Source organism: Ruminococcus sp. 1001136sp1, assembly GCF_039841815.1.
Classification (GTDB): domain Bacteria; phylum Bacillota; class Clostridia; order Lachnospirales; family Lachnospiraceae; genus Blautia_A; species Blautia_A faecis.
In genome coordinates this window covers 1-16,650 of sequence record NZ_JBDPGY010000015.1, presented here as the reverse complement: position 1 = coordinate 16,650, position 16,650 = coordinate 1, and the positions used below count along the sequence as shown (strand labels likewise).

The following is a 16,650-nucleotide window of genomic DNA, read 5'->3' as shown; positions in this document are numbered from 1 at the left end:
CACCCTTTTTAGCATAATCTAAAATTACCTTAATTGTTCATAGAACTATTAAAACTGCTCAGTATTGTTTCACAACCCAATTATTTCAATAAAACATGGAATTATTCCGCACTTACTGGCAATCGCAATTTAATATCTTAATCAACTGCTGCAATGTTTTTCACTAACTGAAAAAAAATGAACAATGTCTGAATCATAACGATCCTTCTCTAAAGCTTCTCCATCTCTATATCCTAATGCAATTACTGAAAATGGAAGTAGCACATTTTCACATTTTAAATACTCAGCTAATAATTTCACTCGCATTTCATCCGGATAAAAACCAAGCCATACACCATCAAGATCCTCTTCCTTTGCCGCAAGCAATACTCCATAAGAGCAAATTGCCATGTTCTGCACCCACCAGCTGTTTCCCTGCTTATCTGTCCATTCTTTTTCCTTCCTAAGACATGGAATAATCAGTACAGATGCATTTTTTGCTGGAACCGCATATGGACTCATCTGTGAAATTTTTTCTTTTGCTGCATCTTCTGTAATTACAATAAATTCCCATTCTCTAGAATTTCCTGCACTAGGAGATGCCGTTGCATATTTCAGAATACGCATGATTTTTTCCTTGGTCACCACCTTCTTTCTAAATTTTCGTACAGAAATGCGTTTTGATAAAATTGATTTTTTTTCCTCATTTTCCAAAAATGCATCAACTTTTGGTGAAAGAAGTGTAACACTGTATGTCACGATCTCCGAATGTCCCGGCTTCAAAACATGAATACCTTTTTTCTGATACGGATCATAGCCTTCTTCCTCTGATGCTGCTATTCCGTTACACGGTTCAATGCATATATAAGAAGCATTAGGCACCGACCAAATAGAAAAATGGCTGAATCCAGGAAAGTCAATTATAATTTTATGCTGATTTTTTTCACTAGCTAAACAAACACGCTGAGAAGAAAGCCCCTTAAAGTTCCATGCTCCATTTACAAACATCTCTGAATGTAACGGGATTTTCTTTGTCTGCATAAGGCATGGTACAGGTTTTCCTATTGTTCTTCCATTCAACAATGGATATCTATTGGCCGTTTCTTCCTTCTCAAACTCTAAATAATAATCTTCATAAACCTCTCCTTTATAAAGCGGAACACAAAAACCTATATGTTCTCCAATAGAATATGGCATTTCTTTTTCCGATTCATTGTTTATAAATTGTTCCACATGAAGAATATTTCGATCAAGGCTATATACTATTGTTAGTGAAAAATCAAAAGGATATATTGTCTGTATTTCTTTGTTTGAATGCAACGTACATATCATTTCTGTATCCTTACAATGAATTTCAAACTTTTCTAACCTTCCAAATCCATGACATGGCATTTCATATTCTTTTCCGTCTATAACATATTTGTTATCTTTCCAGTCACCAATAGCAGGAAATAAAAGCGGTGAATGATCTGACCAATATTTAGGATCCCCTTGCCATATATATTGCAAATCATCCATTTTATTCCGTAAGGAACAGATTTCTGCTCCTATTTCTGAAACAATCAGTTCCAGATATTCATTTTGAATGATATACAAACTTATCCTCCTATTCTCTCCAAATATTCCACAATCTTTCTTCCCTGTTCTCTCTGTGCTTCCGTGATTAATGCATTAGGTTTTTTTAATTCACCGCACTGAACACCCATTATTTGTAATGCAGCCTTAAGTGTAGGGAAAAGACCAGTGGCATTCAGCATATCCTCTACATCATTGATATTTCTCTGATACTTCAAAGCAGTTTTATAATCTTTATCTTGTACCGCATCATAAAGTTTTTTTGCCAACCGTCCAGTAAGATTAAAAGTACCTCCTATTGCTCCATCTGTTCCCATTAAAAGAGCATGGTACAATATATCGTCAAAGCCTGTAAAAAGAATAGCATCCGGGCATTTTACTCTCACCCTGTCAAGAAGATAATAATCATTGTGGGTAAACTTCAATCCCACAATATTAGGATGCTTCAAAAGCCGCACCAACATACTCTCCGTAAAGTCCACCTTTGAAAAAGAAGGAATTACATAAATCATCAGCGGAATAGAAATGTTATCCGCTATATAAATATAATAATCCACAATTTCCTCACTGTTGTATCCATGGAAAATCGGTGCGATCATAGCTACCCTGGAATAACCTTCTTCTTTTGCACAAGCTCCCAACTCAAGAACTTCTTCAAAAGCAAGTGCAGAAATATTAGCAACCAGATCAACTTTTCCTGCAGTTTCATCTGCCACAATGTGATATAATTCTTTCATCGCTGCCGTTGACATTTTATATCGTTCACCCATTGTACCGCCCACGAATAGCCCTTTTACACCACAATGATCTATATTATGTCTAACTATTTCCCTGATTCCTTTTTCGTCCAAAGAACCATCTTCCTGAAAAGCAGTAACCATTGCTGCATAAATTCCCTTCATTTCCATACTCCTAAAAAACTCCCTTCAAAATATAATTTTTTTCCTGGGTTAATTCTTCCAATGTTCTGGAAATTCCTTCTCGTCCAATACCACTCTTTTTATATCCACCAAATGCCAAATCCGGTATTCTATATGCACTGCCTCCATTGATTACATTTCCGGCAGTTTCCAGCCTGGACGCAATGGAAATTGCTCTTCCTACATTCCTGCTAAAGATTGCCCCTGATAAACCATAACAGGACTGATTTGCTATTTCTATGGCTTCTTCTTCAGAATGAATTGTTATAATTGGAAATACCGGTCCAAAAATTTCCATATCTTTTGCGACATCCATTTCAGCCGTTACACAATCCAAAATTGTTGGTTCAAAGAATGCCCTACCAAATCTTTTTCCTCCTGTCACGCAAATTGCACCCTGTGCAATGCAATGCTCTACCTGTTTTTCTACCTGTTCTGCTGCATCCTCACTGATAAGACATCCTACTTGTGTTTGTGGATCCATAGGATCTCCGATTTTCATTCCATTGATTTTGTCCTTCAACTTTTTAACGAATTCATCTTTCAATGTTTCATGAATCAAAAACCGTTTGCTAGCGCAGCATATCTGCCCTGCATTTCCCATTCGACTTCCTACAGCCTCATTTACTGCCAGTTCAAGATCTGCATCTTCCAAAACAATAAACGAATCGTTCCCTCCAAGTTCTAAGAATACTCTGGTTAAATTGTCTGCTGCTTTTTTATAAATGCTAATTCCAACTTCTGTACTTCCGGTCATAGAAATTGCATTGATTCCATGGTGTCCACAAAGATAATTGCCAACCACTCTTCCCTTTCCCGTCACGACCTGTACAGCACATTTAGGAACTCCAGCTTCATAAAGAATCTGCGTCATTCGAATAATTGCCAATGGATTATATGACGGTGGTTTGATAATCACAGAGTTTCCTGCCACTAATGCAGACATCACTTTTTGTGAATATAAATCAACTGGATAATTAAAAGGAATAATAATCACCATTACTCCAAGCGGTTCTCTCCTAGTAAAAATAATATCCTTTTCTTCGTTTCCATTGGTGCTTCCACCCGGAATACAATTTCCATATAAATGCGCCGCCATTTCACAATATCCTCGAGTTACTTTTGTACACACATCAATCTCGTCTTCTGCTTCTCTTAATGTCTTTCCAGTTTCTGCCGCTAACAATTCTGAGATTTCATGTCGTCTGGATTCATAAAGCTGGATATATTTATAAATAACTGCATTTCTGTTTGCTTGAGAAAGTCCGCCCCATATTTTAAGCCCTTCCTGAGCAGCTTTCACAGCCTCATCCATCAATTCCACTGGCACATCTGGAACGGTATCTATACATTCTCCATTAAAAGGGTTTATTACATTTATTGCCGGCAATTCTTTGCCAATATCTTTACCATTTATATTAATCAGCATGTTATTTTTCTCCTTTATAGGCGTTTAAGTTTTAAGAGTGAGTACGGAAGCGCATCACTTAACGTCATTATGTAAAGATTTCCTTTCGAATCTCCACAGAATCCATGGGTCATTAGGGAGGACATATAAAAGCCAAGCTGTGCCACTACATTTACATCATAATCGAAAATAGTAATTCCTCCACGCTCACCTACATAAATATACTGATCATCTGCCCATATCTCCGACGGTTGATATAATCCTTCTGAGCAATATGCAATCAGTTCCCCATCATCTGTAAATACCTGAATACTGTTTCCTTCTCGATCAGCAACCCAAATACGGTCTTTTTTATCCAACCACAGACTGTGCATAACGAAAAATTTACCAGGTCCCATTCCAGGTTCTCCCCAAGTATTGAGTAGACTTCCATCATTGGAAAATTTATGTAAAGCACAATTTGCATAACCATCACTTACAAAAATATCGCCTTTAGATGTTTCTACTGCACAGGTTGGTCGATTAAAAGGAGGTGCTGCGCGCTTAATAGTTTTAATACTTTCGATAAAACACCAGTCTTTTTGGAATGGTAAATTCATAGGAATCATATTTCCCATTCTATGCATATCTCTCCAAATGCCTGCATCATAACCGCTATCACTAGGTTTATTATAATTTCCAAAATCCCGAATTAACTCTCCATCTGTTGTAAGTTCACGAATCACATGCGTATTGGAATCAGCACAGAGAAGTGTGCCATGATTTGTCACAAACACAGAATGAATAAACTGAAACAGATTTTTCCCAAAATCTCTTATATAATTTCCATTTGAATCTACTACAACAATTGGTCTCTCTCTATCTCTGGTAGCAAGATAAATATTGTCATTTTCATCACAACATCCAGTACAAATTGGCGTATATCTTAAAAAATCTGGAAGTGTCAAAAAGTCTTTATCCAATTCATAGGCAAATTCACCACATTTAAAAATCGTCTGGGCGATTAAGTCTCTGTCCCTATTGGCCTTTATCATTTTCATAGTGTTATACCCTCCATCTTCGTTTAAAATTACACCAAGTCTTAAACTCTTCATCTTCTTTAGGACGATTCTCTGGAATTCCAGGAAGTGATGCAGCTCCATCTACAACCAAATTTGCCCCCGTTATATAAGATGCTTGATCACTTGCCAAAAAAGCGACGGCATTCGCAATATCTTCTGGTGTTCCCATCCGCTCTAATGGCAACTGTTTCCAAAGATTATCTAAATCTTCAATCTCCTGCTCACAAACACCCTCTTCCCGCATTTCCTCACTGGTTCTCACACGAATAGGTCCTGGTGAAACACAATTTGCACGAATTCCATAAGGTGCCAGATCCAATGCAAAGGTCTGAATTGCGCGGATAAGCCCGGCCTTTAATCCACCATATAATTCATCATATGGGAATGCACGGATTCCTCTGCAAGAAGAGATAAAAATAATATTTCCTTTAATATTATTTTCTCCCATAATTCTTCCAGCTTCTCTGGCTGCCATAAGATAAGAACGAAAATCCAAATTAATTAAAAAATCAATTGTTTTTTCATCCATTTCATAAATGCTATTTACCAAAGACTGTCCAGCATTACATATCAGAAGATCCAAACCACCCAGTTCATCATAAGCCGTCCTTACAAATTCTTCTGCTGTTCCTTTTTCATTCAATGCAAACTGATGCATAAAGCACTTTACCGCATATTTTTCCGTTACTTCCTCCACTAATGCTTCTGCCTGTGCTTTTCCTCTCTCAGAACTGTAGGTAAAAGCAATATCATAACCTTCTTTTGCCATTCGTCTTACAATGCCACGGCCGATTCCACGACTTCCACCAGTAATTGCTAATTTTTTACTCATTCATTTTCTCCTTTTCTTATTCGCACCATACGCAAGTTGCCTCAGGTATAGCACATTTATCACTTTTTTTAATTTCACCAGTTTCTTGACTAAATCGAAAACTAATTACATCTCCAGAATACTGATTTGCTATCAACACATAACTTCCATCTGATGTTATACTAAACATACGAGGATGGCACCCACCTGACTTCACCACTTTCTTCAGCACCAACAAACCATTTTTGTCAATCTCAAATATTGTTAAAAACCCCTGTTCCTCTTTGGCTGCTCCCCAGGTGCGAGTTCCTGCCAAAAGATATTTTCCATTTGAAGTTACAGCAATCTCTCCTGCAATATATTCATTTTTCATATCTTTTGAAAGAAGTGAGATTCTCTGAATTTCTTCCAGACCGTTCTCTTCTGAATACAAATATACATACACTACATTTGTAATCTCACAAATCAGGTACACCCATTTCCCATTTGGATGGAATACCAAATGCCTTGGTCCATCTCCCGGCAACACCTTTTTTGACATTCTCTTTCGAAGCTGGTCCTTTTCAATCACATACATCACAACTTCATCGGTTCCAAGATCCGGTACAAAAAGGTAATCTTCATCTGGCGAAAGATGCACCCCATGAGGATGAGGTTCAGTTTGTCTTGCATGAACACTCTTTCCAGAGTGTGAAGTAATATACTCTTCTTCCTCAAAATGTCCCGTCTCATCTAACAATACCATACCCACATCTCCACTTATATAATTAGCAAAGAATACTCGTCTGGCATCAGAATCCATACAAATATGACATGGACCACGTCCTGAAATATCTTTCTGATCCAAATAACAAAGAAACCCATCATCCTGTATTTCATAAGAACTTAGCCAGATTCCTTTGTCACTTTCATTTAACGCACAAAGAATTTTTTTCTTCCAGTTCACTGCAATAAAATTGGGATTTTCGCACTGTTCTTCTACAGAAATACGTCTCAGTGCTCCCGTTTCTGTGTCCAGAAGACAATAATAAATTCCTTTTCCCTTTTCTGGCCCCGTATAGCTTCCAACGTATACTTTTTTTTCCATAGAACCCTCATTCAAATCTTATTTTTTTTAGAATCAATATACATCATCACAAAGATAATCAGTGCTTTAGCAATCTGAAAGACATAGATATCTGCTCCAATCATCGTAAGTCCATTTTCAATCATTGTTAAAATAAGAACACCGATAAAGGCTTTAGGAAATACGCTGCCTTCACCACCCGCAAGGGATACACCCCCAAGCACAATCGCAGCCACTGCAGTAAATTCGTATCCATCTCCCAATTCTCTGGTAACGCTTCCTAAATTTATACAAATTAACATACCTCCCAGCCCTGCAAAAATCCCACTGATTGTAAATGCCGCAAGTTTGTAATTCTTTACACTAAGTCCCAGTTTTGATGCAGCATTTGGGTTGGATCCAACTGCAACAATTTTTCTTCCGAAAGTTGTATACTTTAAAACAAACTGCATAATCAACATTACAACCAAAATAAAAACTATAAAGCTGGACAAACCAAATATTTTAAAATTACGGAACTGTAGCACCTCCTGAGGCATATTAATCGCAACTGTATTAGTCAGTTTCACTACAATTCCAACTAATGCCAATTTCATAGAAAGAGTCACTAACCAAGCATTTAACTTTACTCTTGTAACCAAAATTCCATTTACTAATCCAACTAATCCTCCAAGAATTGGCATCATGATCATGCAAAGGTATGGATTCCATTTATAATTCACCATCAAAAGTGCACATACAGATGCTGAAAAACGACAGTTTGCTCCCACTGATAAATCCAGCTCGCCAACAATTAATGCGAAAGTCATACCAATACCAATAGACAGCATCAATGTAGATGCTCGCAAAATTGAAGTCGCATTTGTGACTGTGAAAAAGTATGGAGACATTACAGAAAATACAGCGATAATCAATATTCCAAAAATATATACCGCATTGTTGAGGGCAGCCAATTTCATATTCTTTATTTTTACTTCCCTATTCATACTTGACCTCCTCTCGTATACCCTGACAAAGATCCATCAGCTTTTGTTTGCTAATATCCTTCTTTGCAACTTCAGCAACAATTTCACCGTTTCTTACAATTAACACTCTATCGCACAAGTTAAGATTTTCTTCCAGTTCTGAAGATATCATAACAATGGCACATCCACATTCTGCCAGTTCTACAATTTTCTTATGAATAAAAGATTTAGCATTAATATCTACACCCCTTGTCGGCTCATCAATAAAGAAAATATCTGGATTTTTACCAATTGATCTTGCCATAACCACTTTTTGCTGATTTCCACCACTGAGAGTCTCTACAAGCACATTTTCATCAGACGCTTTTATCTGCATTTCATTGATCATTTGAAGTGCATAATCTCGTTCTTTCTGCTCGTCCATTATAAAATGCTCAAACTTCTTCAAATTTGCCATAGAGATATTTTTCCAAATCGGCATTTGCATAAACAGTCCATCCAAATGTCTGTCTTCTGTAACATATGCACACTCTTCCAAAAGCTTATGACCACTAATTTTTTCCAAAATCCCTTTGTTATTACGCTTATAGACAATTCCGGAATCTGGTTTATCCAAAGCCAGAATATTTCTTACAATTTCTGTTCTTCCAGAACCCAAAAGCCCCCAAAGTCCCAATATTTCACCTTTTTTTACTGCGAAATTTACATTTCTCACGACCGGATAACAATTAAGATTCTCAACTTTCAGAACAATTTCTTTATCCCTTTTATCTGTTGCATTCACAATTGTCTCTACTTCCTGCCCTGCAATACCTGTAACAAGTTCTTTTGTTGTGACATCTTCGTTCAAAAATTCACCTGTCACACACCCATCACGCATAACAACTGTTCTATCGCAGATTCTCATTATTTCATCAATAAAATGTGTAATATACATTACAATTTTATTTTTCTGCTTTAATTCTCCAATAATGCGAAACAGATTCTCTTTTTCGTCTAGTGACAATGATGAAGTCGGTTCATCAAATAATACAATTTCTGCATCTCTAACAAGAGCTCTCGCAATTTCGATCATTTGTTTTTCACCAATTGTAATGTTTTTTACAATTTCTTTTGGATCAATATCAGCACCAATCATTGAAAGATACTTTGATGCATCCTCAAATAATCTCTTATATTGTATACGTCCAGCCTTTGTATATTTGTTTAAATTATAAATAAATATATTCTCAGCCACTGTCATGTCCTTAAAAACAACTGCTTCTTGATGTATTAATGCAATACGACATTTTCCTGAGTCGTTCTGATTCCTGATTATTGTTTCTTTTCCATCGATATAATATGTTCCTTTATCAATACAGATTTCCCCAGCCAATGCGTTCATAAAAGTAGATTTCCCAGCACCGTTAATTCCAATAATTCCCAGTACTTCTCCCTTATCTGCAACAATCGTTACATTATTCAATGCATGAACACCTGGATAGTATTTATGTAAATTTCTTGCTTCAAAGTACATTCTTTTTTCCATCTTTATACCCTCCTTGCATTTGCACGAATGGTGTCAAACCAGGTAATAAAAATAAAGACTGCGCCCTTAATAATCTGAATCGTATAATAATCAATACCAAATAATACCAAGAGATTAGAAAGACCATTAATAATAAAAGCCCCTATCAACGCACCAAGTACTGTTCCTACACCACCTTTAATACTTGCGCCGCCTACAATTGCCGCCGCAATTACATCTAATGATGTACCATCAGATGCAAGAGAAAGAGAAGATGACGAAATTCGTGCCGTCAAAGCAATCGCAGCAAGTCCTGCCATAATTCCAGAAATCAAAAATACTTGTATTTTTATTTTTCCCGTTTTAATGCCACATGCCTGAGCTGTTTTTTCATTTGTTCCAATGGCATAAATGCTTCTTCCAAATGCTGTTTTGGTCAGTAAAAATTGAAGGATAATCAAACAGACGAGCATCATTATGATATTTGCGTGAAACGGTCCGTAATATTTTCCAAATAGCTCAGTAAACTTTGGAAGAACCGGTATACTGGTTGATTTTGTTACTCGAAGCGACAAACCATTGGAAAAAATCATGGTAATCATAGTTGCTACAAATGGATTAATTCCAATTTTTGCCACAGAAAATCCATTAAACAACCCTAAAAGAATTGCTATCATCATAATAGCCAATACTCCAAGCATTATATTTTCAGTTTCGCGCATAGTATACGCTCCGATACATCCAGAAAGCATCATAACGGAAGGAATTGATAAATCAATACCGCCACTTACCATAACGTAAATCTGACCAGCTGCCATAATCGCAACAGCACTGCTTTGAATTAAAATACTGGACAAGTTTCTAAACGCATAAAACTGAGGTTTTGCAATAGCGATTGCCACCAGAAATAGAACACCCAATATAACGCTAGTTAACAGAAAATTTTTATCTTTTCTGTTGCTAAAAGCTTTCTCTTTTTTTGTAAAATACTCTTTTATATTCATAAAAGATTCCCCCTTTTAGATGTGACTGCCCCAAAAATTCCCGAATCTTTTGCGGCAGTCACAGTCAGGTTTTAGAACTTATTTTGTCCGCTCTGCATAGTCATAAACCCAGAAATGATTTTCATCCAGCAATGGCTGAATATTTTCCTGTGTGATTGGTTCTGATTTTACAAAGAAATCGTCTGCTTCCTCACCCAGTGCCAGTTTTACAGCAACATCAACCGTATTTGTAGATACCTGCGGAAGATTTTCATATCCAGTTGCATCCAGATAACCTTCTTGAATCATATTAAGACCTATTTCACAGCCACCTGCTGCTGCCAGATAAATATGTCCTTCTTCATCTGATTTCTTCCATAATTCCTTTCCTTCTAATACGCTCTGTACACCGAGCATTAAATCTTCATTAGGTGTAAAAATCATATTTGCATCTGTATTTGCCTGAAGTGTAGGCGCAAGCTTGTTCATAAGAGTTTCTACAGACCAGTTACACTCAATATCGGCAACGATTGTTGCTCCATTATCTTTTACTGCCGCCTCACAGCCTTCACCATATCTAACTGCATTTTGATCTTTTAAATCTCCCTGTACTCTTACTATTTTAATTTCCTCAGCGGGAATTCCATCTGCAATCATTTTTTTAATTGCAGCATCAACTGAAACATACGCAGTATCGTAAGTGTCCGGTCCAACTGTAGAATCTGCTTCTGGTCCACCTGGAGTCAGCCTACGGCAAAAAGAAATAAATTTCTTACCCGCATCATGTGTTTCTGTAATCGAAGACCAGATTGCTGTTGTATCAATCGCACCTGACACAACTACATCAACATCCTGATTTAACAAATCTCGAATCTGTGTTTCCTGTGCCGCTGCATCATCCCCCGCCGTTGTTTCAATTAATTTTACCTGGACTTCGTTTTCCGCATTGTAATCTTCCACATACCATCTTAAATAATCAGCCATTGCTGACCATGCCTGAGTTCCAAGAGATGGCCATGCTATACCAATTGTTACTTCTTTTGGCTCTTCTGCAAATACACTTACAGGGCTAAGTGCCAATGTAGCTGCAACCACTGCCATTACTGCTTTTTTCATAGTTTTCTTCATAATTTGTACCCCACTTTCATTTAGTTTTTGCTTTTATAGTTCACATCCTCTTTATAAATTCACTCCGGATTGAAATTACATTAGGGATGCCACTAATTCATTTTCACGTTGATCAGTTATAGTTACAATTTGCAAAACACTCTGCCATGCATTCCAACTGCATTGCCATTGTTACAGCACCTGGATCCAAATACCCCACTGATTTATCTTCCCGATAACTTGCCCTTCCCTTTACGGCTTCCATTTCCCGTGTACTATCTGCACCTTGTTTCGCCGCCATCACCATTTTATGTAAACAATCTGCGATATCATTTCCTTCATTCAATGATTTCTGATATGCATTTGCTGCAGGATATATAGCATCCAACATGGTTTTATATCCTGGTTTCGCATTTCCTCTCGATGCTATGGCCTCTGCCCAATCCAAGAGCATTTCTCCAAAAAGCATTTCATCCATTATCTCTTTGTCTTTCATAAGCATAGAAGATTTTAAATACGCACTTCCATATAAGACACCAGAAGAGCCACCCATAGCAGACATCAATACCATAGCGATATTTTGAAAAAGTTCCTGAAAATTCATTTGTTTCCATTCCCCTGTTTTCTCCACTAATTTCTGGAATCCAATGTTCATATTCAGCCAATGGTCTCCATCACCTGTTTCTGAATCTAGCTCTGTAATATACTCTTTGTTTTCTTCAATTACTTTTGCTACCTTTTTTAAATAAATAATGAAATCCTCTGGTTTTAAAGCAAACATATACTTTTCTCCTTTCTAAAACTTTAATCCTGGCGTATTACATGGTGCATCCAAAAGTCTTTTCGTTTGTTTATCCAATTTAAACATTGTAATTGAACATCCTGCCATGTCCAACGATGTCATATAATTCCCAACCAAAACTTTATGTGCTGATATTCTTTTTGCCTTCAGAAGTTTTTGAATACATCCTGCGAAAACGTACAACTCCATTAGAGGAGTCGCCCCCAACCCATTGATCATCAAAGCAATTTCACTTTCAGAATAATCGTAATCCTCAATAATTTTCGCAAGCATGATTTCTGCCAACTCTGATGCTTTCTTTATTTTAGTTTTTTGAATCCCAGGTTCCCCATGGATTCCCATACCAATTTCAATTTCATCATCAGCAACCGTAAATCCTGGTTTATCTAATCCAGGAAGGGTGCATGCCGTCATAGACATTCCTATACTTCTAATATTTGCGTTTGCTATTTCGGCTGCTTCTTTTACTTCTTGTAAAGAAGCTCCCTCATTTGCTTTAGCTCCAGCAATTTTATGTACAAATATAGTCCCGGCAATTCCACGTCGTCCTGTAGAATAAGTGCTATCCGGAACAGCTACATCATCTTTTACCACAACACATTCCACTTCTATCCCCTTCATTTGTGCCAACTCTTTTGCAACAGAATAATTCATCAAATCTCCGGAATAGTTTTTAAGAACTACTAACACTCCTGCTCCAGTATTAATTTCCTCCATAGCCTTTAGCATTTGATCTGGAGATGGAGATGCAAACAAGTTTCCCGCTACCGCAGCATCCAACATTCCCTTCCCTACATATCCAGCATGAGCCGGCTCATGACCACTTCCCCCTACCGACATGATGCCAACTTTACCCTTTTTCTTTTCCTTCAACGCAACTACACGATAATTCGGAAACCATTCAATTTCTTCATGTGCAAATACAAATCCCTCCAGCATTTCGTCTACAATGTTTTGTGGTTCATTCATAATTTTTTTAACCATAATCACCTCTCCTTTTATGGAATCGCTTCCATGTTTTATATTTTTTTAACCAGGCTCATTGTCTGGTTAGTAAACAGATATGTCTCCTGTTAGTGATATCACTATATACGAAAATCAACAATTTCGTGTCTTGGTGCATTCACAACTGATGGGCGAATGAGTAATGCGAGATAGTCTCACAAATTACTCATTCGGTCTAATCCGTCCAATATTCATAAATTTACTCATAAAAGCAGGCTCATTCATAACTATTGTCCGAGATCTTCAGGTTATAAATTAACTCTAATCTCTGAAGGCATATAATACTTTCTAACTGGCATAGACGTATTCGCAATACGTTCCATCAGCATAGTCGTTGCTAAATGCCCCATTGCTTTGGGATCTCGTTCGATATAACTATATTTTAAGTCTTCGAAAGTGTTTACCTTATCAAAGGAAATACATCGAATATCTTTTCCTAATACCAGTTTTGCATCATATACTGCCTTAATAAACCCTATAGTTGTCAGATTATTTGTTGTAAAAACTGTTGTCGGATATGTTTTTCTTTCCAAGATCTTTTGTGTTATCTGGTATGCTGTCTTAGTGGTAAAATCACCTTGGAATATATTTTCTTCCCTTACCGCAAGCCCGTGTTCTTCAAAAGCTCTAAGATATCCTTTATATCTGTCCCTTGCAGTTTTGGTATTCAAATTACCCGTAATTATTCCAATATCATCAAATCCATGTTCAATCATTACTTTGGTTGCATTGTAAGCACCGCCTGCATTATCAAAATATACTGTATCCCAATCATTAAAATCTAATCCTGAATCCATAAAAGTCACTGGAATTCTCAATGATTCTATTAATTTTTTATATTCCAGTATTTTTTGCACATCCAGATCGTCAATTGCCGGAGTAATAATGAGTCCCTTAAGTTTCTGTTGCTTTAATAATTTCAATATTTTTTCTTCTTTATCAAAACTTTTGTTAGAATTACAAAGCACTAATAACAGTTCCTTTTCTTCCAGCACTTCGTAAATTCCTTCCAATGCAGCTGCAAAGTAAGGGTTGTGTGCTTCTGGAACAATTACTCCAATCATATTACTATCCTGCTTTGCAAAATTTCTTGCAGTTGCTGATGGAACATAGTTGCAACTCTGGATAACTTCCTCTATTTTTTTTTTTGTCTTTTCATTTACATAACCCTTATTATTAAGGACACGAGAAACTGTAGTTCTTCCAACTCCCGCTTTTTTTGCAATATCATCAATTGTTGTTTTATTCTGCATGTTTTACCTCATTTCATTGTCCCATCATTTATGGAATCGCTTCCTTTTCTCGGTGTACTTAATATAGCACAATATTTTCCGTAAGTAAATATAGTAATATATACAAATTATACATATTATTTTTATTTAACTTGCCTTTTTTCATTTTAATCCCAAAATTAGAATTGTATTTTCACATTTTTTATGATATTTTTTAAACATCATCATACATTTTATGGAATCGCTTTCATCTCAATGCTTATGAAAGGAGAATTAATACATGAATTTAAATTTAAAAGACAAAATCGTAGTTATCACAGGAGGAACTAGTGGTATTGGTAAAGCCACTGCCTTTGCTTTTGCGAATGAAGGAGCAACTGTTATCGTTTGCTCCCGTTCTCAAACGAAAATTGATAAGTTTCTATTTGATTCTGATCAATTAGGTTATCATATTGAGGCAATGTCGGTGGATATATCCAACTTCAAATCATTAAAAGCTTTTATTGATTATGTGGGAAATACTTATGGAAGGATTGATGTCTTATTTAATAATGCTGCGCAAGGACATATGGATTATTTAACTCAATTGAGTCTGGAAGACTGGAATGCAGTAATCTCATCCAATCTAACTTCTGCTTGGTTAGCTTCCAAATATGTTGTTCCGTACATGAAAAAGAACGGAGGAAGTATTATTTCTACCAGTTCTTTAGCCGGAAGAATCGCCACCACATCCATTGGAATTTATGGAATTACGAAAAGTGGACTCAGTGCCATGACCAAACTTCTTGCTTCTGAACTAGCACCTTATCACATCCGTGTAAATGCAGTTTCACCGGGAGTTATTTCTTCTGATATGGTTAAAAATGGCATTTTAAAAACCAAAGGTATTAATTATCTCAGTAATACTGCTGTTATGCAACGTATAGGAACTCCAGAAGAAGTAGCTAAGCCTGTTGTTTTTTTAAGTTCTGATGCTGCATCTTTCATAACTGGAGAAGTCCTTGATATTTCTGGTGGTAAATTTATTGTGCAAGATCCATGGGCGCCATGGGAAGATTTTGATATAAAAAAACCTTTTGAAACAGTGGAAGAATAGCAATATAGCTAATAAGAGCTGAGTGCTATATATAGACTGGAATTTCATTAAATTCCAAAACAATCAGGAAACGAATGTCTGAATGTCTTTTAGAGCATTTCAGAATTCATTTAAAATTATTGCTTTTTCTGCAAGAGAGCACAATAAAAACGCTGGTAATCAAACAGCCTTTCTCTTTTTTCTACTTTATTTATATGAACTGAAATTCTATATTCATTAAAAGATATGTCGCACTAAGTAATTAGTGCGACATCAGACTGTAGACAAACTTGGTGTTGGGGATTATGCCCAGCACCATTTTTCTTTTAAAACTTCTTTTCTTTTTATTTTCTTCAAAATCAACAAAAATATGGCTGTGTTCCAACCTCGTTTTTCCAGGATCTTTGCCAGTTTTTTCAAATTCATGCATGCAAAGGTAAACCCGGCTTTCATTTACATCCGTGCTTTTCCTACATACTGTGTATATCGAAATCCATGCTGTTCTTTCGCTGTACCGAAGATTCGCTCTATGGTTTCTTTTCTTAACTGGTAGATCTGTCTGTTTCCGATCGTGTGCCGAATGTCTTCTACCACTTCCATATATTCTTCCCATACATGATGTGTGATCAGTTTTACATGATCCTTACTTTCTGTGCATTTTGAAAGACATTGGCATTCAGCACAATGTTCACCGCAGCTTTTATACTCTTTATATCCACTTCTGTTTGTTGTACTGTATGTCAATATATGTGCTCCCGGACATATATAACAATCATAGTATTCATCATATGCGAATTCGTGTTTTCCGAAAAAGCCTTCTTTGGTCTTGGGACGGGTATACGGAAAAAGTAGTTGAATTCCATCTTCCAACAGCTGATGGGCGATTGCCGGAGTTTTATATCCTGCATCTGCAACTACCATCTGCGGATTCAGTTTAGATATCTTATCGTATAATGCTTTAAAAGTACGACTATCATGCTCATTACCAGGATGTACTGTATATCCAAGGATCCAGCCATGTTTATCACAGGCAGTTTCTACGGCTTATGCAAAAACGTGTTTATGTTCACCCTTTCAAAACCATCCACTTTCCGGATCGCTGATGCTGCATTTTTGTGTTTTCACATCTTCAGGAAGTTCTTCAGATATAGAAT

General features: G+C 36.6%; 14 protein-coding genes and 1 pseudogene. 1 reads left to right on the top strand and 14 read right to left on the bottom strand.

All coding sequences use genetic code 11. The features are described from left to right. Nucleotides 1-141: 141 nt before the first annotated feature. The 13 genes from ABHC48_RS13935 to ABHC48_RS13875 all read right to left on the bottom strand — a co-directional run bounded on the left by ABHC48_RS13935 (nt 142) and on the right by ABHC48_RS13875 (nt 14,442). Nucleotides 142-1,575, bottom strand: coding sequence for a nitroreductase family protein (locus tag ABHC48_RS13935; RefSeq protein WP_195699922.1), 1,434 nt, complete (start codon nt 1,573-1,575; stop codon nt 142-144). Nucleotides 1,576-1,577: 2 nt separating this feature from the next. Then, complete coding sequence (locus ABHC48_RS13930; protein ID WP_195699923.1) at nt 1,578-2,456, bottom strand: dihydrodipicolinate synthase family protein; 879 nt, start codon at nt 2,454-2,456, stop codon at nt 1,578-1,580. A 10-nt stretch (nt 2,457-2,466) separates the two neighbouring features. After that, the gene (locus tag ABHC48_RS13925) at nt 2,467-3,903 is read right to left on the bottom strand and encodes an aldehyde dehydrogenase family protein (RefSeq protein WP_195699924.1); all 1,437 of its coding nucleotides are present in this window, start codon (nt 3,901-3,903) and stop codon (nt 2,467-2,469) included. A 14-nt stretch (nt 3,904-3,917) separates the two neighbouring features. Further along, on the bottom strand, nt 3,918-4,922 hold the full coding sequence (locus tag ABHC48_RS13920; RefSeq protein ID WP_158422654.1) for a 6-bladed beta-propeller: 1,005 nt from the start codon (nt 4,920-4,922) through the stop codon (nt 3,918-3,920). 4 nt (nt 4,923-4,926) lie between these two features. Then, nucleotides 4,927-5,775: an SDR family oxidoreductase gene (locus ABHC48_RS13915; RefSeq protein ID WP_195699925.1), complete on the bottom strand. Its 849-nt coding sequence runs from the start codon at nt 5,773-5,775 to the stop codon at nt 4,927-4,929. 16 nt (nt 5,776-5,791) lie between these two features. Further along, a complete protein-coding gene (locus tag ABHC48_RS13910) occupies nt 5,792-6,841 on the bottom strand; it encodes a lactonase family protein (protein WP_195699926.1) in 1,050 nt (349 codons plus the stop codon). Nucleotides 6,842-6,852: 11 nt separating this feature from the next. After that, the gene (locus ABHC48_RS13905; protein ID WP_158422651.1) at nt 6,853-7,806 is read right to left on the bottom strand and encodes an ABC transporter permease; all 954 of its coding nucleotides are present in this window, start codon (nt 7,804-7,806) and stop codon (nt 6,853-6,855) included. Continuing rightward, complete coding sequence (locus tag ABHC48_RS13900) at nt 7,799-9,313, bottom strand: sugar ABC transporter ATP-binding protein (protein ID WP_158422650.1); 1,515 nt, start codon at nt 9,311-9,313, stop codon at nt 7,799-7,801. Before ABHC48_RS13900 ends, ABHC48_RS13905 begins: the two co-directional genes overlap by 8 nt. A 2-nt stretch (nt 9,314-9,315) precedes the next feature. Beyond that, nucleotides 9,316-10,296: an ABC transporter permease gene (locus tag ABHC48_RS13895; RefSeq protein WP_158422649.1), complete on the bottom strand. Its 981-nt coding sequence runs from the start codon at nt 10,294-10,296 to the stop codon at nt 9,316-9,318. A gap of 78 nt (nt 10,297-10,374) precedes the next feature. After that, entirely contained in the window at nt 10,375-11,391 is a 1,017-nt protein-coding gene (locus tag ABHC48_RS13890; protein WP_195699927.1) for a sugar ABC transporter substrate-binding protein, read from the bottom strand. Nucleotides 11,392-11,515: 124 nt separating this feature from the next. Then, a complete protein-coding gene (gene dhaL, locus ABHC48_RS13885; RefSeq protein WP_158422647.1) occupies nt 11,516-12,163 on the bottom strand; it encodes a dihydroxyacetone kinase subunit DhaL in 648 nt (215 codons plus the stop codon). A gap of 15 nt (nt 12,164-12,178) precedes the next feature. Continuing rightward, a complete protein-coding gene (dhaK, locus tag ABHC48_RS13880; protein ID WP_158422646.1) occupies nt 12,179-13,168 on the bottom strand; it encodes a dihydroxyacetone kinase subunit DhaK in 990 nt (329 codons plus the stop codon). A 269-nt stretch (nt 13,169-13,437) separates the two neighbouring features. Beyond that, nucleotides 13,438-14,442, bottom strand: coding sequence for a LacI family DNA-binding transcriptional regulator (locus ABHC48_RS13875; protein WP_195699928.1), 1,005 nt, complete (start codon nt 14,440-14,442; stop codon nt 13,438-13,440). Between the two features lie 259 nt (nt 14,443-14,701). Between ABHC48_RS13875 and ABHC48_RS13870 the strand changes: the two genes are divergently transcribed. Continuing rightward, entirely contained in the window at nt 14,702-15,517 is an 816-nt protein-coding gene (locus ABHC48_RS13870) for an SDR family oxidoreductase (protein ID WP_195699929.1), read from the top strand. Between the two features lie 282 nt (nt 15,518-15,799). Here the strand turns inward: ABHC48_RS13870 and ABHC48_RS13865 are convergent. Continuing rightward, a pseudogene (locus ABHC48_RS13865) lies at nt 15,800-16,650 on the bottom strand (transposase); the annotation flags it as partial.